Genomic DNA, 18,179 nt, shown 5'->3' with positions numbered 1-18,179 from the left:
GCCGTTCGGGGGACCACCGGCAGGCCGTCTCCGGGGGCGTTATGCCGGCAGGGACCAGATCTGGTTGAGCTGGTTGTTGCCGCAGGCGTACAGGCCCAGCGCCGTCCCGTTGTCGCTGCCGCCACCCGTGACGTCAAGGCAGAGGTTCTGGTTGACCAGGTTGCCGTTCAGCTTGTACGACCACTGCTGGCCGGCGCTACCGTCGCATGTGGACAGTACTGCCTTGTTGCCGCTGTTGGCCAGGCACTTGCCGAGCGACTGCACGGTGCCGTTGGACAGCTGCCAGCGCTGATTGGCGTTTCCGGTGCACGGCCACAGGATCACCGGGTTGCCGTTCGCGGTCCCGCTGTTGCTGTCGTCCATACACTTGCCGCTGGTGCCGGAGATCTGGCCGATCGGCTTCACGGTTCCGCAGTCCTTGCCCGGGGTGACACGGAAGATGGCGGTGCCGTGGGCCGGAATTGTTGCGCTGACGGCGTTCGAGGACTTGCCGGTCCACAGATCCTTGGCCGTGAAGGAACAGCTGGGCAGGCCGGCTGTGGTGCTCGTCGTGACACTTGCGGCGCTACGGTTGAGAATGGCCACCGCGCGGTCGCCGTTGGCCAGCGGCCGGTACAGGATGTCGGTGGTGCCGTTCTGGGCGTACACGGTACCCTGCCGGCCGAGCCGATCCTGGTCGACGGCGATGATGTCCTTGTTGCCCAAGGTCTTCACGGCATCGGCCGACAGCTTGGTCACATCCGAGCTCATGATCATCGGCGCGGCCATCATCGCCCACAGCGCGACCTGGCTGCGGGACTCGTCGGCGGTCAGGCCGCGGTCGCCGGCGATCAGGAAGTCCGGGTCGTTCCAGTTGCCGGGGGCGGCGTAGCGGCCGAGCGGGTTGTTGTAGCCGTAGTTGCCGAGCACGCTGCCCCAACGGCTGGCGTCCGGCTTCTTCGCGTCGTACGTGGCGACGTCCCAGCCCTCACGCCAGAGCTGGCCGTACTGCTTGACCCAGCCCAGAATCGTGTACCAGTCGGGTGTTCCCTGGAAGTACGCCGGGGCCGACTCGGAGAACACGATGGCGCGGCCGGTCTTGGCCAGCGCCGCCGACTGCGCGGCGTACGCGCCGCGGTAGGTCTGCTCCTCGGTCTGGCCGGCCACGCTGGGCAGGTTGCAGCCGTCCAGCTTGAGGTAGTCCACGCCCCAGCTCGCGAACAGGTCCGCGTCCTGCTGGAAGTGGTCCCAGCTACCGGGATAGCCGCCGCAGGTCAGCGTGCCGGCGTCCTCGTAGATGCCGAACCGGAGGCCCTTGTCGTGCAGGTACCTGCCGACGTAGGCCATGCCGTCGGGGAATCTCGCCGGGTCGGCGACGAGGTTTCCTTGCCGTCACGGGATTTCGACATCCAGCAGTCGTCGATGGTGACGGTGTTGTAGCCCTTGGCCGCCAGTCCGGTCGAGACCAGGGCGTCGGCGTTGGCCAGGATGGTCTGCTCGGTGAAGTCGCACTGGTAGTGCGCCCAGTCGTTCCAGCCCATCGGCGGCGTGTCGGCCAGGGTCGCCGGGGTGGCCGGGGCGGCTGCGGCGGCGGTCACGGGAGTCAGCAGGGAAGCGGCCGTGACCGCGGCGAGCAGGAGTGTTGATCGCACGGCGGATGCGCCTTTCAAGCCCGAGGGTGATTAATACAGCGTGCGAGCGAAGCTGATCGGTTGCGGTGTGGTCTGGTGCAGGTCGAACACGAGGATCTCGTTGCGCCCCGGCCGCAGCCAGGACACCGGGCAGAACAGTCGGTGCTGCGGGCCGATCTCCCAGTAGCGGCCCAGGTTGTGGCCGTTCACCCAGACCACGCCCTTGGTCCAGCGGGACAGGTCCAGGTAGGTGTCGCCGGTCTTGTCCAGTCGCAGCGTGGCCCGGAAGAACAGACCGGGACGATCGGGGTCTTCGACCGTCGGCTTGAGAGTGCCGACGTCGTCCATGGGCAGCGGGAAGATCTGCCAGTTCTTGAGCGGCTTTCCTTGCAGCGAAGCAGATTCCAGGATGCCCTTGCGGTCGACGATGGCCTGGCCGTAGTTGGTCCGACCCATGCCTTCGACCAGGACGTCCAGCGTGCTGCCGGACGTGGTCAGGGTCAGCGGCGCGTTGTCGTTGGTGACGTTGAGCTTCGTCGACTCGGCGTCCGGGATCAGCGTGCGGGACAGGCCGCCCTGGTAGTGCCCGTCGACGAAAACGGTGGCGTAGTCGTGCACCCAGCGGATGTCGAGGGCGCCCTTGCCGGCGATGGTCGTTCGGTACAGGGCGAAACCGTAGCTCTGGCCCAGCATCTCGAACGGCACCGGGTCGGTTGACGTTGTGGCGTCAGGGAGATTGTCCCACAGCGAGGCGTGGACGGTCGGCGTGACCGGCGCGGGCACGATTGTCGGCTTCGGGGCGGGAATCGCCGGCAGGGTCACGCCGTAGCTGCCGATCAGACTGCGGTAACGGTGGAATTCCGGCGTGGCCACACCCTGTTCGGTGATCGGCGCGGCGTAGTCGTAGCTGGTGACGTCGGGCTGATACGCGCCGGAGAGGTCGTTGGCGTTGGCCCCGGCGTAGAAGCCGAAGCTGGTGCCGCCGTGCAGCATGTACAGGTTGAACGACAGCCCGCCGGCCATGAAGGCATTGAGGTCGCCGGAGATGTCGCTCGGTCCGGCGAAGTTCTTGTCGCCCCAGTGGGTCAGCCAGCCCGGGTAGACCTCGCCGGCCATCGCCGGCACGGTCGGGTACGCCTGGCGCGCGGCGGCGATCGACGGCGCGTCGCCGCCGCTGAGCGCGATCGCCCCGCCGGTGACGTTGCTGTGGTTGTGTTCCAGCTGGCCGAGGCCGTCCTCGGTGTAGAACGGGCCGTCGATGCCGGCGGCCAGCCACAGCTGGCGCAGTTGGTCGAGGTAGGTGGGGTCGCTGCCGTAGGAGCCGTACTCGTTCTCGATCTGCACCATCAGGATCGGGCCGCCGTTGCCGATCATCAGTGGCCGGATCCGGGACGCGAGCTGGCCGATGTAGCGGCGGACGGCCGCCATGTAGCGCTCGTCGTCGTGCAAGCGGAGGCGGATGTCCTTGGTGGCCAACAGGTACGACGGGATGCCGCCGAGATCCCACTCGCCGCAGACGTACGGTCCGGGGCGCAGCAGCACCCACATGCCCTCGGTCTGGCAGAGCCGGACGAACGCCTCGACGTCGCGACGCTCGCCGCGGAAGTCGAACACGCCGGGGCTCGGCTCCACGTAGTTCCACATCACGTAGATCGAGATCGTGTTCAGGCCCATCGCCTTGGCCAGCTGGATGCGGTGCCGCCAGTGCTCGACCGGGATGCGCGCCGGGTGCATCTCGCCGCTGCGGATCTGGAAGCGCTGGCAGTCGAGCAGGAAGCCACTGCCGTCCGGGGCGAAGGCGAAACGGTGCCCGCAGCGGCCGTCGCCCGATCGTGCCGGCTGCCCTGGGGCGACCGCCGCGAGCGGGGCCAGTCCGCTCATGGCCAGGAACCACCGCCGGCCCATCTCCATGGCTGCGCCTTCCCGCCGACCTCATCGTCGGGAACGGACACTACGACTGCACACCACTGCTCGTCCATGCGCCGAAGGTAGGTAATTCGAGCAGTTTCGCGCACTCTCAGCGCACGCGGGTCGCGCCGACGATCACCCCGTCCACCCGGGCCAGCCAGCTGCCGCAGAGGCAGCGCAGGTACTCCACGCCGTGTCGCCCCGGACGCCGGGCCTCGCGCGGCAGCTCCGCCACCGGCCATGAGCAGCGCGGACAGGTCTCGTCGGTCATGGCCCCAGCGTGCTGTAATGCTTCAGTGCACTTCAACCCTTACGGCGGTCCCGGCGCCCAGTTGGCCGCCGCCCTGGCCAACCTGGCGTCGGCCGACCCCGTGCTGGCCACGTTGCATGATCACGGCATGGCCGTCACCGCGGTGAGCCCCGCCGAGGCGTTGGCCATCCACGACTGGCGGCCCCGCCTGCGCGAGGTGTTCGCCACGTCCGATGTGGACGCCCGGGTCGCTCTGCTCAACCAGCTGCTGGCCGATTCCGCCAGCGCCCCTTACATTTCCCGCCACGACGGCAAGCCGCCGCACCTGCACTACCATGTGCCCGGCGGGTCCATTGTGGACCGTGTTAGGGCCTACACCGCCGGCGGGCTCGCCCACCTCCTGTGCGAGGACCCCGGCCGCGCCGCCGTATGCGACCGCCCCGGCTGCGACACCGTCTTCGTCGACACCTCCCGCAACGGCCGCCGCCGGTTCTGCGCCACCCGCTGCGCCACCCGGGTCTACGTCGCCGACCACCGCCGGCGCCGGACGGCATGAGACCCTTCCGACCATGGGTCACGTCTTCGCTCGGCTGACCGGTTTCGGCATGACGCTGATCCCGATCTGGCCGTACACGTTCGATCGCGTTGAACACCGGCCGGGCAGCGTCAAGGTGACCCGCTGGGCGGGCGACACCGCGCACACCGCCGTCGTCACCGGGCCCGCGGACGTCGAGCTGACCGGTGCCGAGTCGCCCGGCGAGGTCGTCGAGGTGCTGACCGGTCCGGCCGGGTCCGTCTGGCGGATCGAGACATCGCCCTTCACGATCGACTGGCCGGAGGGCTTCTCGATCGACTCGCCGCCGGCCGACGACAACTCCTCGCCGTTCCTGCTCTTCGGCCCGGCCGGCTCCGCGATCTACCTCCAGGGACCGTACCGCCGTGACCGGATTCCGCCGCTGACCCAGCTGGCCGGTCCGGGCCAAACCCTGGTGGACCAGCAATCCGCGGCCGCGTTCGATGCCGTTGAACTCGAGTATGAACAAGGGGGCAACACCTGGCGGCAGACCCACCACCTGGTCGACCTCGGCGACGAGCGGCTCGTCATCACCGCTCAGACGCCGGCAACCCACGGCATCCAGGTGCGGGCCGCCGCCGAGCTCATGGCCCGATCGGTCACGGCTACTCGCTCGGCGTCCTGATCGTCAGGTTGAAGTCGGCCCCGACGATCAGCGGCGGGTTGAGGTTCCAGCAGTTCTTGTCGGCCAGCTCCTGCAACGCCTGCACCCGGTCGACGGCCGCGGTCCACACCTTCTGCCGGCCGGCGGTGCAGGGGTTGCGCATGTGCTTGAGCCGAATCTTGTTGAAGGCGGCCAGGAACTTCTGCTCGGGAATGCCCGACGCCGGGGTGCCCTCGGCCTCGATGATGGACTCGGTGATCAGCTTGGGCAGGCCGTCGCAGTCGCTGCTGCTGGGACCCATCATCAACGCGGTGTCGAACAGGTCCTCGGCGCCGAGGCTGCTGCGGATGTTGAGCTGGTTGGCGATGGCCAGCGCCGGCGTGAGGAACAACTCGTGGCCGACCCGCAGCTGCGCGTCGTCGAACCGGCGGTCGGTGGCGGTGGCCCGCCAGTCGTTGACGAAGGCGTCGCCGAGCTGGGAGGTGTCGTCGCTGTGCGTCTCGCCGAGCCGCTGCAACACCGGCAGGTAGCGACGTAACGCGTTGTCGGGCACGGCATCCGTGTACTGGCTGACCACGGTGAACAGATCGCCCCTGGCCGTGCAGAAACTGGCCCAGCCGGCCTTGAAGCCGCAGCCGTCGTGGTCGTTGACGATGTTGGCGTACTGCGGGGTGGTCTTGCCCTGCTCGAACACGGCCGTGAGGTCGTCGAGCATGATCGTGACCTGGGACGGCAGCGTCGGCGTGGCCGGTGGCTTGCCGGCCGGCGCGGTGGGCGTCGGTTTTGTGCTGCCGGTCGAGGAAGTCCCGCTGGTGGGCGAGGTCGAGCCGGCCGGCGGCGGGGATCCGGCCGGCGGCAACGTGACCACCGACGGTCCGGTGGGCACGACCACCGGCGGCGCGGCGTCCGGGTTGGAGGCGGGCATCAGCGTCACCACGGCGATGCCCACGCTGGTCAGCAGCGCCAGCACCACCGGCACGATGGTGCGCAGCGGCACGCCGGCGACCTGGACGTCCCAGAACCCCTTCGACCGGGGCTCACCGTCCCTGGACTCCACTGGCGTTCGTCCCGTCCTCGCGCTCGATCGGATTGCGCACACTAATGGATTTACGCAGGTAGGAGCCACGCGGTTCAACCGATCGGCCCCGGGGTCGACGCGTTCGGCCCAGCCGATCACCGCAGCCGTCGACACCTCCGATGACTTCGCGAATGTAATCGTATTCTGCGTAGACATAACGGCTATAGATCGGATGTTCAGCCTTGACGTCGTGGGCGTGACCGGAGTAGTCGTTCAGAGACAGCAACGAGCCTCCCGCCGCGGGCTCCATCGAGAGGAGCACGATGCCCAGCCCGCGCACGCGGGGCGGCTGGATCCGCCGGATCGGGATCGTCCTGGTCGCCAGCCTCGTCCCGATCCTGCCGGTCACGGCCACCGCCGCCCCGTCGACCAGCACCGACTGGTCCAAGGCCGTCGTCGACTCGACCATGAAGCGCTTCACGCCGGCCACGCTCGGCAGCTGGGGCTACCAGACCGGGTTGTACCTCTACGGTCAGTATCTGGTCTACAAGCGGACTCATGACAAGACCTACCTGGACTACATCAAGGCCTGGGTGGACCGCTTCGTCGACGCCGACGGCAAGGTCAGCAACAGCTTCAACAGCCTGGACTCCATGCAGTCCGGCAACCTGCTGGTGCTGCTGTACCAGGAGACCAAGGATCCCCGGTACCAGAAGGCCGCCGCGCAGATCCGCACCCGGCTGAACACCTACCCGCGCACCGAGGACGGCGGCTTCTGGCACGCCACCAGCCGCCAGCACCAGCTGTGGCTGGACGGCACGTACATGGTGCTGCCGTTCCTGGAGCGCTACGGCGCGGCATTCAACGACGCCAAGTACGCCAACGCCGAAGCGGCCAAGCAGCTCGTCACCTACGGCAGCCACCTGTCCGACCCGTCCGGCTTCTTCTGGCACGCCTACGACGAGTCCGGCACGCAGAGCTGGGCCGATCCGACCACGCACCACTCCCCCGAGTTCTGGTGCCGCTCGATCGGTTGGTACGCCATGGCTTCGGTCGACGTGCTCGACTACACCCCGCGCTCCGACCCGAACCGGGCGAAGATCGTCAAGAACGTGCAGAACCTGGCCAAGGCTGTGCGCAAGTACCAGGATCCGGCCACCGGGCGCTGGTTCCAGGTGCCCGAGAAGCCCACGCTGTCCGGGAACTGGACCGAGACGTCCTGCTCAGCCATGTTCACGTACATGCTGTCCAAGGGCGTCGAGAAGGGCTACCTCGACCACAGCTACCTGGCCGTGGCGCAGAAGGGGTACAAGGGCGTGCTGGCCCAGGTGTCGATCGGGAGTGACGGTCTGACCAACATCGCCGACATCTGCATCGGCACCAACGTGGGCGACACCGCGTTCTACCTTGCCCGGCCTCGGGCAACGAATGATCCGCACGGCCTCGGGGCGTTCCTGATCATGAATGAGCAGATGACTCACTGGAGTTGATCTTCGGCCGGCCTGCGGCTCTGCCGCGGGCCGGCTTCGGTCGGGGTGATGCACAGCGAGCCCAGCAGGGCGATGCGCTCCGCGCTGGGGCTGCCGGCTTCCGCTTGGTACACAACCAATTGCTGACCGGCGCTGCCGTTGACCGAGAAGGACTGGTACGTCACGTCGATGTCGCCGACATCGGGGTGCCGCAAGCGTTTGGCCTCCTGGGTCTTGCCGCGCACGTCATGACGGGCCCAGAGCCGGCTGAATTCCTGGCTCCGCACCACAAGTTCGCCGATGAAGGCCGGGTCGTCCTCGAGATCACTCGCGGCCCGCAGCGCGGCGACGCTGGACCGCGCGATGCTGTCCCAGTCCCGGTAGAACTCGCGGGCGGCCGGGTCGAGGAACGCGAAGCGGACCAGGTTTCGCTCCGCGCCAAGCACGTTGAACAGTGCTGTACCGAGGACGTTGACAGCCAGGATGTCCAGGCGCGGGCCGAGGACCATGGCCGGTCGGTCGGTCCAGGACTCCAGCAGCAGGGCAAGCTGTGGCGACACCTTCTCGGTACGACGGCGTGCGCCCCGCGGACGGGCGAGACGCTGAAGGTAAGCCGAGGCTTCCTCGTCAAGCCGGAAAACGCGGGCCAGCGCGGTGAGAACCTGATCGGACGGATTGCGCTCCCGTCCCTGTTCCAGCCGCGCGTAGTAGTCGGTGCTCAGTCCGCACAACGCCGCGACTTCCTCACGGCGCAGCCCCGGACTGCGACGGCGGCCCCCGCCCGCGATCCCCACGTCGTCGGGGCGCGTCGCCTCGCGCCGGGCACGCAGGTACTCGCCCAGTCGATTCATGCTGTTCACCGTAACTGCACGGCGTTGGCGGTGGGTGGGTGTGGCACACCCACCCACCGAGATCAGCGCTCCAGCCGGGCGACCAGCAGGTTCGGGTCGGCCTTGCTGAAGTACGCCGCGTCGGCCACGTACACCAGATTTCCGTGACGGGCCAACGATGTCGGGTTCTGCAGACCGTCGGCGGCGGTGAGTGCCGTGGTGTGGCTGCCGTCGCCGTGGACCAGAACCACGGTGTTGTCCGGATTTGTCGTCACGAGCGCGTCATCACCGGTGCCGGTGAAGTCGAAATCGTCCGCATGGCCGACACCGGACGCCACGATCACCGGATTCCCGGCCGCCGCGCAGGCGGCGAACGGTATGCGCACCACCGTCTCGGCGGCGAAATTGGTCACCCAGATCGCACCGTTGTGCAGTTTGGCCCCGTTGACACCGAACTGGCCGGCCGGCGCGGCCAGGGCGGGATCGGTGATCCACGCCGTCGGATTGCCACCGCTGATCGGCGACTTCCACACCGTTGCCCGCGCCGAGTCCGTCGTGTAGAGGTAGCCGTCGGCCAGCACCAGCCCGTTCGGCACGCCATCGGCCGGCATCGCCGTGATCCGCTGGGGTTCGCCGCCCGGCCGGATCCGCCAGATTCCCGTGAGGTTGGCGTCGCCGGCCGCGTAGGTGACATAAAGCGTCCCGTCCGCCGTACGAGCAATGCCGCCGACGAAGGCCGAGCCGATCAGCGGCACCACGGTGCCGTCCGGCGGCGCCGGCACCGTGGCGACGGTGGTCAGTCGCCCCTGCCGGTCGAGATGCGCCAGCACCCGTGAGAACGAGAAGGTCAGGTCGACCGAGCCGTCCGGCTCGACGAGCAGATTCTCCGGCTGTTGACCGGCCGCGAGGGAGAAGTGCGCGACGATCCGCGGGGCATCGACCGCCGCGGACGCCGTCGCCGGCGAGCCGATCAGCGCGGCGGCCACCGCCGCGACCACGGCCCAGCGACGTTTGGTTGTCGGTAAGGACTTCACGATTCGAAGCTAGGTCGGGCCCGCCGCGGTCACCAGGACGTGCCACTCCCTCCCAGACGTCCCGTCAATTCGGGCAGCCCGTCACCACCGAGGTCCGGCAGGAACGCAGCGCGGCCGGCCAGCACCATGACCAGAGCCAGCAACGGCCCGTGGACCTCCGGTCCGACGCCTTCCCGGAACTCCGCGTCGGTCGCCCGCAGCGCGAGCCCCCGCGCCAGTGTCCTGCTCTTCACCGCGAAGTCTTTGCCCACCAGGAAACGCGCCACCGCCAGCAGACCGTCGGCGTCGTAGCCGTGCCGCAGCCCGAGCGGCCGGCGGATGTCCTCGCCGTGAATGATCACTTCGCTGAGTCCGAACGGGGACGATCGATTGGGCAGGCTAATGGTTCCGACGCCACGGAACCGTTCGAGCGTTTCCTGCGGGGTGGTCCCGCGAAACTCCTCCAGCCGCCGCCGATTGTGCACGTCCGCGTTGAACCTGGCCCCGGCCATGCTGCGGAACCAGGTGAACCGGGTGAACCTCGTCGCCGCCCCGAGATGGGCCACGACCTCCTCGACGTCCCAGTCCGCGCACAGCGTGCCGTCCCGCCACCGGTCCAGCGCACTCAGATCATCAGCCAGCGCGGCGAGTTCACGCCGTTGGATCCGCTCGAAGTCGGGCACACCGCGACGATAACCGTCGTGATCACGGTTGTCCGGTCAAGCCCAGGTGGCGCGTCGCGTGCGGCGAGAACGTCATCGGCTCGCCCCATGCCACGGGCCCAGTTCGCCAGCAGGCCTTCGGTGGCGCAACGTCGGTGACGATCATCGTGGCCGCTTGGCCGTTCTCGCCCCAGGTGTTCCAAAGGGCCCAGCCATCTGGCCGCGGCTCGACGCCCAGCCGGCGGCACATCTGTTCGTAGGTTTCGTCGATGCCCAGCCACTCCTCGCCCGACGCCGCGTCGACGACGCTGCGGGCCACGCGTTCGATCTGCCGGAGGTACTCCGACTCGGTGAGCGGCACGGCGCGGAGTCTGGCACTGGCATCAGCACGGTGCCAGTGCTTTTCAGGCCTCGAGCCAGTCCCGATAGGCGCCGACGTCATCGCCCGTCAACGGGCTGCCGTGAGCGAAGCCGACCGCGGCGACGTCGAGCGGGAGCCGGTGCAGCGACTGGTCCCGCAGGGACGGATCCGCCGCGAGGGCGGGTGGACCGGCCGCGAGGCGGCCCCTGTGGAAGACGGCGTCGCCGGTGAGAAGCGTCCGGGTCGGCTCGTGGAGGAACGCGACGTGGCCGGGCGAGTGGCCAGGCGTGTGGATGACCCGCAGGCCGCCGACCAACTCGTCGTGGACGAGGAGGCCGGCCGGGGCGACCGGCGTCCAGTGCAGAAGTGGCAACGCATCCAGCACATTCCCGAGGAAGCCGCTGCGCCCGTCGACCGGCACCCGGCCGGCGCGGAGCCACGGGGCGTCGGCCGGGTGGATGAAAACCGGGGCGGGGACCAGGCGGAGCAACCCGGCAAGGCCGCGGACGTGGTCAGGGTGCGCGTGGGTGATGAGGATGCGGCGAACGTCCGACAGGGGCCGGCCGATTTCCGCTAGGGCACTGATGATTGTGGGCGGAGCGGCCGCCCAGCCGACGTCGACGAGGGTGACGCCGTCGTCCTCCTCGACAAGGAAAGCGTTGGTATCATGGGCAGTCGCCACCTGCCAGACCCCATCAGCAATGGATTGGATGGTCATGCGGCACCCTCAGCGGAAGCGGGGATGGCGCCGGAGCGGAAGGCGTCCAGTAGCTCGATGGGCAGGTAGCCCTGCTCGGCGAGGCGAGCGAGAACGCCGCCGCTGGAGAGGATCTCCAAGACGAGGGCGGGGAGCGGGTGGGCGGTGCCATCGACGCCGGTCGTCTCGTTGCGGTAGTGGCCGGTGGCGATGTCGACGGTGCCGATGTCGCCGTCACGGAACAGCTGGGTCACGCCGGGAGCGGTGAGCACGGGCAGGCCGGCGTTGACGGCGTTGCGGAAGAACAGGGAGTTGAACTCCTCGGCGATGAGGGCGGCGATGCCGAGGTGACGGAAGAGGGCAGCAGCGGGGCGGGAAGAGCCGATGCCGAAGTTGGTGCCGGCGATGACGATGTCGCCGGGGCGGACGGCGTCTGTCCAACCGGGACGGACGGAGTGGAAGACATGCTTTGCCGCGGAAGGAATGTCCAGCTTCATGGCATGGGCGGGGTACATGGCGTCGGTGTTGAGGGCGTTGCCGAAGAGCCAGACGCGGCCGGAAATGGTGGTGCTCATGCGGTGACCTCGCGAGGATCGGTGATGAAGCCGGTGATGGCGGAGGCGGCGACGGTGGCGGGAGAAGCCATGTAGATCTCGGCCTCCGTGCTGCCCATTCGACCGGCGAAGTTGCGGGTGCTGGAAGTCAGACAGACCTCTCCGGCGCCGAGAACGCCCATGTGGTAACCGAAACAAGCGCCGCAGGTGGAGTTGGTGACGACACCGCCGGCGTCGGCGATGGCCTGGAGATACCCCAGGCGCATGGCGTCGCGGTAGACCTGCTGGGACGCGGGGGTCACGAGCAGGCGGACGCCGGGAGCTACGGTGCGGCCACGCAATACGTCGGCGGCGATGCGGAGGTCCTCGAGCTGGCCGTTGGCGCACGAGCCGATGAACGCCTGGTCGATGCGCTGCTTCTCGAAGCCGAACAGCGGGACTCCGTTGCGGCTGACGGTGCCGGGCCGTGCGACGTAAGGTTCCAAAGTGGACAGATCGATGACGCGAACGTCGGCGTAGGAAGCATCCGGATCGGCGGCGGCGGGCTCGAAGTCCTTGACGCCACGGGCTTCCAGAAAGGCAAGGAGCACGTCGTCGGCGGCAAAGGTGGCGAAGTCGGCGGAGATCTCGGCGGCCTGGGTGGCGATGGTGCGCCGGTCGTTGATCGGGATGCCGGCCAGCCCGATCCCACCGAACTCCAGGTTCTGGTTGGTGGCATCGCCGTATTCCGCGGCCAGGTAGAGGAAGATGTCCTTGCCGCTGACGGTGTCCGGCTTGGCGCCGACGAACTCGTAGCGCACGGTCGGCGCGACCTGGAACCACGTCGAGCCGGTGCACATGATCGAATACACCTCGGCCGGGCCGAGCCCGCGGGCGGCGGTGTTGTACGCGCCGGCGGCGCAGGTGTGCGAATCGGTGCAGGCCAGCACCTCGCCCGGCCGGGCGAGGCCGTTCTCGGCCATCACCTGGTGGCAGATGCCGTGCCGGCCGACGTCGAAGAACTTCTCGATGCCGAAGTCCGCCACGAACTTCCGGGCCCGCGCCCCGCCGTCGGCGTCCTTGACGGACGGCGCCGGCACGGCGTGGTCCATGATCACGGCGATCTTGTCGGCATCGTGGATGCGGTTGGGCGGCAACCACACCGTGGCGAACTGGAGGTCGATCAGCACACACATGTCGACGTCCACCGTCACGATGTCACCCGGCCCGACCCGGGGCAGCCCGGCCTTGCGGGCCAACAGGTTCTCCACCATCGTCATACCCATGATCAGGCTCCTTCCCGGAAACGCTCGCCGATCGCCGACCATTCGGCCAGGCCGACCAGGGTGAAGAACTCGGCCGGCTTGGTCGGCGCCCAGCGCGCCGGGTCGGTTCCGGCCAGTTCGGCCAGCGTGCTGAGCATCGCCCAGGCGGCCGCGCCGAGCGGCAGCGAGGGCTGAATGGCAATGGCGTAGCCGAGTTCGTCCAGACGAGAGCTGGACTCCAGTGGCGTGAGGCCGCCGATGACGAGGTTGATCAGCAACGGCGCCGAGACCTCCTTGGCAATGCGCTCGATCTCGTCGACGCCCTCAGGCGCCTCGACGAAGATGACGTCCGCGCCGGCCGCGGCATAGGCATTGGCCCTCAAGATCGCCTCGTCGAGGCCGAGCGGCCCGCGGGCGTCGGTCCGCGCGATGACCACCAGATTGGGGTCCGTGCGAGCATCCAGTGCCGCGCCGAGCTTCTGCACGAACTCGGCCGCCGGCACGAGCTCCTTGTCCGGAAGGTGCCCGCACTTCTTCGGAAACGCCTGATCCTCCAACTGGATCGCCGCGACACCGGCGGCCTCGTACTCACGGACCGTGCGAACCACGTTGAGCGGGGCCCCATAACCGGTGTCGGCGTCGGCGATGAGCGGCACGTCGCCGAGGGCCCGGGCCAGCACGCGGGCCCGCTCGGTCATCTCGGTCTGGGTCAGCAACCCGATGTCCGGCAGCCCGAAGCCGGCCGCGGCGACGCCGGCCCCGGTCAGGTAGCCGGCCGGGAAACCGATGCGGGACACCAAAGACGCGGAGATGCCGTCGAACACCCCGGGCGCGACGATCAGCCGTCGCTCGGCCAGCCGAGCCCGCAACGCCTCGCGTTGGGCCTGCCCGGTCATGCCGCCTCCTCGAACGCACCCCGCACCGGGGCGGCCAGCAGGTCGACCAACTCGCCGAGATGGTCGAACGAGTCCAGGCGCAGCACGGCGTCGGCGATCGCGTCGGCCCTGGGGGTCAACGGATCGACCAGGGTATGGAACTTGGCCACGATCTCTTCGTTGGTCACCGGGTCGTCCGGAGCGCCGTGCGGCTGCACGACCCGCCGGTGCAACACGCGGCCGTCAACCATGGTCAGCGTCAGCTCGGTGGCGAACCGTTCGTTCAATGGGGCTTTCTCGATTGTTTCATCCAGCTGAACGTCCACACGGGACAGCAGGTCCCAGACGTCGTCGGCGTCCAAGCGGGCATCGGTGAACTGCGGCGGCATCACGGTCCCGTCCAACAGCGCCACCACGGCCGCGTAGCCGAGGTTCATCTGTGCGCCGACCGGGGTCAACGGCCGCGAGGGCGGCCACCAGCCGTGGTGGTAGACGGCGTGGCCGACGCGGATGTCGATCTGCCGAACCATCGCCGCCGTGACCTCGTGCTCGGCCCGCAGCTCCAACGCGGCCTGGATGACGCCGTGCAGACCTCCCTGCGCGGCAAAGGACTTCACCATGATCACGTCGGTGTGCCAGAACTCCCCCAGCCCGGCGATGATCTGACCGGGGTCCGGGTCGTGGCCCTCGCCGAACACCGACAGGTAACCGCCGTAAGGCCGGTCGAACACCCGCTTGATGCCGGTGTAGCCGCCGGCGGCCAGCGCGGCGGCGTAGAAACCGTTGCGGGCGGCGAAACCGTGTTGCATGCGTTTGGACATCGCCTCGTACTGGGCGGCCATCAGACCACCGGCCTGCGTGCCGGCCAGGCCGAGCGCGTCCTCGAGACTGCCGGCGTCGAGCCCGCGGAGCTTGCCCGCCGCCATAGCCGCCGGATGCGGGCCGAACACCGCGCCGCTGTGCCAACCCCGTGACAGCATCTGCGACCCGTGCAACGCCGAACCGACCCGTGGCCCCACCTCGAAACCGGCGACCGCCGCCGTGAGCGCCGCCGCGCCAGTGGCCTCGCGCGAGGTCAGCAGCACCGGCAGCAGCAGCGAACTGCTGTGCAGCGGGGCGAGCGGGTGGAAGTCGTCGAGCTCGAAGCCCTGGACGAATGTGCTGTTGAGCAGCACCGCCGCCGGCGCGCTCGTCGTCTTGCCGGTGCCGATGATCACGGCGTCGCCGCGGCCCTCCACGCCCAGCACGGCGTCCGTGGCCACCCGCGACCACGGCAACTGCGCGCCGACCAGGCCGCAAGCGACACCGTCGAGCAGCAGGTGCTTTGCGCGGGTTCGCACACGCTCCGGAATGGCGTCGAAGGTCAGCCCGGCCACCCACTCGGCCAGGGGAACCGTCACCTCGTTCATGGGGGAAGTGAACGGCGAGTGCGCTACCCCACCCCCAAAACGAAGGAAAAGCTACTCAGCAGCCGTTTCGACGATGGATTCCGACACAGAAGCCGGTGACAATGCCCAAGGATCGACCGGGACCACCCCCATACTGTGACCGCTGTCGTCCAGCAGCCGGCCCCACGACTTCACCGGCCGCAGCACCACCCGCTGGTCCAGGGCCACGACCTGCGGAAACGCGTGAGCGACCCGCTCAAGAATCGCCGCAAGCTCTCGAACCCGGTGCACCTGCACCATGAGCAGCAGGTTGGCCTCGCCGACCAGGGACAGGCAGATCCGCGTCTCGGGCCACCCGCTCAGCTCCGTGCCCGCGGCCCGCAGCTGCCCGGCCGGCACCCGCAGCCACAGCACGAGCTCGGTGCGCCAGCCGCCCTCGCCGCGGGCGAAGTCGGTGCGGAAGCCGAGCAGTCCGGCCCTGTTCAACGCGGTCATACGCCGCCGCACCTGGTTGTCCGAGGTACCGAGCTCGTCGGCCAGATCCCGGTAGGTCGCGCGGCCATCCCGTTGCAGCGCAAGGAACAACGCCCGATCAGTCGGATTGAACGTCTTCGTTCGGTCACCGTTGCGCTCCGGAGCTTCGCCCTCCACCACCGACCGCTCCTGGCCGCTGCTGATCGCGTGCAGACGCCATTGCGTGCCGCTGAACCACTCCACGCCGACGTTGGTACGCACGCGAGCGGCCCCGTGCACCCGCGGCAGGTGATCGAAAACGAGCGTGCTGAGCGTGCTCATGTCGTCGGTGAACACCAGTGCGTGCACGTCGAACGCCCCGTCGGTCAGATACACGCTGCCGACCTGCGGAATCCGCGCCAGCTGCCGGCCGACGCGCTCGGTCTCCCCCGGCTTCGCCTCGACCTGGAACACCGCGCCGACCAGCGCCAGCCGCGGGCCCGGCACCGACGACACCCAGGCCCGGCCCGTCCCGGACAGCCGCTGCCACCGCCGCGCAACGGTCACCGCCGACAGCCCCAGCACCGACGCCAGCCGCTCGAAGCTGGCCCTCGGGTTGGCGTGCATCGCGTCCAGCAGCGCCACATCGACCTCGTCGACCTCGTGGGACGGCATGTCGGCCATCCTCGCACGTCAGCGGCACTAGGCTCGGCAGGATGACCGACGTGGTGGGGCTGGTGCTGGCGGCGGGTGAGGGCCGACGGTACGGCATGCCGAAGGCGCTGGTCCGGCACGACGGCCGGCTGTTCGTGGAGTCGACGGTCGATCGGCTGCGGGCGGCGGGCTGTACGCGGATCGTCGTGGTGGCGGGGGCGGCGGTCGACGAGGTCCGCGAGGCGGACCTCAAAGATGCCGAGGTGGTGGAGAACCCGGACTGGCCGAGCGGCATGGGGTCGTCACTGAGGCGGGGAATCGAGGCGCTGCAAGGAGAAACCGCGGTCGCGGTGATGACGGTGGACCTGCCGGGAGTGACGACCGAGGCGATCCGACGCGTGCTGCACCACGCAACGCCGGACGTGCTCGCGGCGGCGACGTACGCGGGCAAGCGTGGGCATCCGGTGCTGATCGGCCGGCAGCACTGGGCCGGCGTGCACGAGCTGGCCCAGGGTGATCAGGGGGCCAGGGCCTACCTCCGGCGGCATGACGTCGTGGAGATCGCCTGTGAGGATGTGGCGGACGGGCAGGACGTGGACCGGCCGGAGGATCTTCCATGAAGTGGATGACGGGAATTGCGGCGGCGCTGCTGACGGTGGCGATGGCGGTGCCAGCGGCGGCGACACCGGGGCCGAGCTGGCGGCTGCACGCGACCGGTAGTGACGCGCGGCTGCGAGGGCTGAGCGCGGTGAACCCGCTGGTGGCGTGGGCGAGCGGTAGCGCGGGCACGATCCTGCGGACGGTCGACGGCGGCCGGACCTGGGAACAGAAGGCCCCGACCAACACCGCAACGCTGGAGTTCCGGGACATCCAGGCGTTCGACGCGCAGCACGCGGTGGCGCTGTCGATCGGCGAGGGTGACGCCTCCCGCGTCTACCGCACGGACAACGGCGGCCAGTCCTGGCAGCAGACGCAGACCAACACTGACCCGAAGGCGTTCTACGACTGCATGGCCTTCTTCGACCAGCGGCACGGCCTGATCGTCGGCGACCCGGTCGACGGCAAGTTCGAGGTGCTGGCCACCGACGACGGCGGCCGCAGCTGGCAGATCCTGCCCAACAGCGGCATGCCCGAGGCCCAGCCGGGCGAAGCGGGGTTCGCGGCCAGCGGCCAGTGCATCGCCACCAACGGCGCGAACGACGCGTGGATCGGCAGCGGCGGCGGGGCGCAGACGCGGATCTACCACTCGACCGACCGCGGCCGGACCTGGCACGCGACGGCCACTCCGCTGCCCAGCAGCCAATCCTCCGGCGTGTTCGCGGTGGCGTTTCGCGACCGCAACCACGGCGTCGCCGTCGGCGGCGACTACGCCGCGCCGACGACCGGTGCGGCGGCCACGAGCCGGGACGCCGGGCGCAGCTGGCAGGCCAGCACGGTCGCCGGCTACCGATCGGGTGTGGCGTGGCTGTTCGGCACCGCGGTGATCGCGGTCGGCCCGACCGGCAGCGACCTGAGCTGGGACGGCGGCCGGCACTGGCGGACGTTCGACACCGGCAGCTTCGACACGGTCTCCTGCCCCAACATCTGCTGGGCCGCGGGTGAACACGGTCGGGTAGCCACGCTCATGCCTTGACAAGCATATAGCCGGTGACGTACTCCAAGCTGGTGGCCACGACCTTCGAAGTGCTCGCCGAGCCGAGCCGGCGCCGGATCCTCGACCTGCTGCGGGACGAGGAACGCTCCGTCGGCCAGCTCGTCGACCAGCTGACGCTGAGCCAGCCCGCGGTGTCCAAGCACCTGCGCGTGCTGCGCGAGGCCGGCCTGGTGACGGTCCGGGTGGACGCGCAGCGCCGCTGCTACCGGCTGCGGCTGGACCCGCTGCGCGAGCTGGACGACTGGCTCGCGCCGTACCGGCGGCTCTGGGCCGACAGCCTCGACGCGCTGGAGCGCCACCTGGACAACATGGCCGGCGAAGAGCACAGTGGTCTGGACCAATAGACCGGCGAAGGGGTACC

20 protein-coding genes and 1 pseudogene are annotated in these 18,179 nt (G+C 69.2%); 6 read left to right on the top strand and 15 right to left on the bottom strand.

All coding sequences use genetic code 11. The annotated features are described in order from the left end of the window. Positions 1–39 precede the first annotated feature (39 nt). The 4 genes and pseudogenes from M3Q35_RS05490 to M3Q35_RS05475 all read right to left on the bottom strand — a co-directional run bounded on the left by M3Q35_RS05490 (position 40) and on the right by M3Q35_RS05475 (position 3,789). Positions 40–750: a ricin-type beta-trefoil lectin domain protein gene (locus M3Q35_RS05490; RefSeq protein ID WP_273944262.1), complete on the bottom strand. Its 711-nt coding sequence runs from the start codon at positions 748–750 to the stop codon at positions 40–42. Continuing rightward, positions 730–1,520: pseudogene (locus M3Q35_RS05485) on the bottom strand (glycoside hydrolase family 27 protein); the annotation flags it as partial. The gene M3Q35_RS05490 and the pseudogene M3Q35_RS05485, both read right to left, overlap by 21 nt. A 141-nt stretch (positions 1,521–1,661) precedes the next feature. After that, complete coding sequence (locus M3Q35_RS05480; RefSeq protein ID WP_273940523.1) at positions 1,662–3,521, bottom strand: beta-galactosidase; 1,860 nt, start codon at positions 3,519–3,521, stop codon at positions 1,662–1,664. A 106-nt stretch (positions 3,522–3,627) separates the two neighbouring features. Further along, positions 3,628–3,789 (bottom strand): hypothetical protein, encoded by a 162-nt coding sequence (locus M3Q35_RS05475; protein WP_273940522.1) that lies wholly within the window; start codon positions 3,787–3,789, stop codon positions 3,628–3,630. Between the two features lie 25 nt (positions 3,790–3,814). On the opposite strand from M3Q35_RS05475, the gene M3Q35_RS05470 reads away from it, so the two are divergent. After that, positions 3,815–4,324: a CGNR zinc finger domain-containing protein gene (locus M3Q35_RS05470; protein ID WP_273940521.1), complete on the top strand. Its 510-nt coding sequence runs from the start codon at positions 3,815–3,817 to the stop codon at positions 4,322–4,324. A gap of 13 nt (positions 4,325–4,337) precedes the next feature. Next, the gene (locus M3Q35_RS05465) at positions 4,338–4,967 is read left to right on the top strand and encodes a hypothetical protein (RefSeq protein WP_273940520.1); all 630 of its coding nucleotides are present in this window, start codon (positions 4,338–4,340) and stop codon (positions 4,965–4,967) included. On the opposite strand, the gene M3Q35_RS05460 is transcribed toward M3Q35_RS05465, so the two are convergent. Then, positions 4,948–6,003, bottom strand: coding sequence for a chitosanase (locus tag M3Q35_RS05460; RefSeq protein WP_273940519.1), 1,056 nt, complete (start codon positions 6,001–6,003; stop codon positions 4,948–4,950). The genes M3Q35_RS05465 and M3Q35_RS05460 overlap by 20 nt on opposite strands. Positions 6,004–6,287: 284 nt before the next feature. On the opposite strand from M3Q35_RS05460, the gene M3Q35_RS05455 reads away from it, so the two are divergent. Beyond that, positions 6,288–7,454, top strand: coding sequence for a glycoside hydrolase family 88/105 protein (locus M3Q35_RS05455; RefSeq protein ID WP_273940517.1), 1,167 nt, complete (start codon positions 6,288–6,290; stop codon positions 7,452–7,454). Here the strand turns inward: M3Q35_RS05455 and M3Q35_RS05450 are convergent. The 10 genes from M3Q35_RS05450 to M3Q35_RS05405 form a co-directional block, all read right to left on the bottom strand. After that, a complete protein-coding gene (locus tag M3Q35_RS05450; protein ID WP_273940516.1) occupies positions 7,442–8,284 on the bottom strand; it encodes a helix-turn-helix domain-containing protein in 843 nt (280 codons plus the stop codon). The two genes, M3Q35_RS05455 and M3Q35_RS05450, sit on opposite strands and share 13 nt — an antisense overlap. 62 nt (positions 8,285–8,346) lie before the next feature. Beyond that, complete coding sequence (locus M3Q35_RS05445; protein WP_273940515.1) at positions 8,347–9,297, bottom strand: SMP-30/gluconolactonase/LRE family protein; 951 nt, start codon at positions 9,295–9,297, stop codon at positions 8,347–8,349. Between the two features lie 29 nt (positions 9,298–9,326). Continuing rightward, complete coding sequence (locus tag M3Q35_RS05440) at positions 9,327–9,959, bottom strand: maleylpyruvate isomerase family mycothiol-dependent enzyme (protein WP_273940514.1); 633 nt, start codon at positions 9,957–9,959, stop codon at positions 9,327–9,329. 22 nt (positions 9,960–9,981) lie between these two features. Next, positions 9,982–10,299 (bottom strand): hypothetical protein, encoded by a 318-nt coding sequence (locus M3Q35_RS05435; protein ID WP_273940513.1) that lies wholly within the window; start codon positions 10,297–10,299, stop codon positions 9,982–9,984. A gap of 43 nt (positions 10,300–10,342) precedes the next feature. Beyond that, a complete protein-coding gene (locus M3Q35_RS05430; RefSeq protein ID WP_273940511.1) occupies positions 10,343–11,017 on the bottom strand; it encodes an MBL fold metallo-hydrolase in 675 nt (224 codons plus the stop codon). Next, complete coding sequence (locus M3Q35_RS05425) at positions 11,014–11,571, bottom strand: LeuD/DmdB family oxidoreductase small subunit (protein ID WP_273940510.1); 558 nt, start codon at positions 11,569–11,571, stop codon at positions 11,014–11,016. The genes M3Q35_RS05430 and M3Q35_RS05425 overlap by 4 nt, the downstream gene beginning before the upstream one ends. Next, on the bottom strand, positions 11,568–12,815 hold the full coding sequence (locus tag M3Q35_RS05420; protein ID WP_273940508.1) for a 3-isopropylmalate dehydratase large subunit: 1,248 nt from the start codon (positions 12,813–12,815) through the stop codon (positions 11,568–11,570). Before M3Q35_RS05420 ends, M3Q35_RS05425 begins: the two co-directional genes overlap by 4 nt. A gap of 2 nt (positions 12,816–12,817) precedes the next feature. Then, complete coding sequence (locus tag M3Q35_RS05415; protein ID WP_273940507.1) at positions 12,818–13,690, bottom strand: isocitrate lyase/PEP mutase family protein; 873 nt, start codon at positions 13,688–13,690, stop codon at positions 12,818–12,820. Continuing rightward, a complete protein-coding gene (locus M3Q35_RS05410) occupies positions 13,687–15,078 on the bottom strand; it encodes an MmgE/PrpD family protein (protein WP_273940506.1) in 1,392 nt (463 codons plus the stop codon). The genes M3Q35_RS05415 and M3Q35_RS05410 overlap by 4 nt, the downstream gene beginning before the upstream one ends. Positions 15,079–15,129: 51 nt before the next feature. Continuing rightward, positions 15,130–16,185 carry an Lrp/AsnC family transcriptional regulator gene (locus M3Q35_RS05405; RefSeq protein WP_273940505.1) on the bottom strand — a complete coding sequence of 352 codons (1,056 nt, stop codon included), beginning with the start codon at positions 16,183–16,185 and terminating at the stop codon, positions 15,130–15,132. 41 nt (positions 16,186–16,226) lie between these two features. Between M3Q35_RS05405 and M3Q35_RS05400 the strand changes: the two genes are divergently transcribed. From M3Q35_RS05400 to M3Q35_RS05390, 3 genes are read left to right on the top strand one after another with little or no spacing between them, the layout of a single operon-like run. Further along, complete coding sequence (locus M3Q35_RS05400; protein WP_273940504.1) at positions 16,227–16,784, top strand: nucleotidyltransferase family protein; 558 nt, start codon at positions 16,227–16,229, stop codon at positions 16,782–16,784. Next, positions 16,781–17,797, top strand: a complete 1,017-nt coding sequence (locus tag M3Q35_RS05395) for a WD40/YVTN/BNR-like repeat-containing protein (RefSeq protein WP_273940503.1) — start codon at positions 16,781–16,783, stop codon at positions 17,795–17,797. Before M3Q35_RS05400 ends, M3Q35_RS05395 begins: the two co-directional genes overlap by 4 nt. A gap of 32 nt (positions 17,798–17,829) precedes the next feature. After that, positions 17,830–18,162: an ArsR/SmtB family transcription factor gene (locus M3Q35_RS05390; protein WP_273944261.1), complete on the top strand. Its 333-nt coding sequence runs from the start codon at positions 17,830–17,832 to the stop codon at positions 18,160–18,162. The last annotated feature ends 17 nt before the right edge of the window (positions 18,163–18,179 follow it).

The sequence above is a fragment of the Kutzneria chonburiensis genome, from assembly GCF_028622115.1.
GTDB lineage: Bacteria > Actinomycetota > Actinomycetes > Mycobacteriales > Pseudonocardiaceae > Kutzneria > Kutzneria chonburiensis.
Note: the sequence above shows the minus strand (reverse complement) of the source record. Positions and strands in the feature narration are given on the sequence as shown.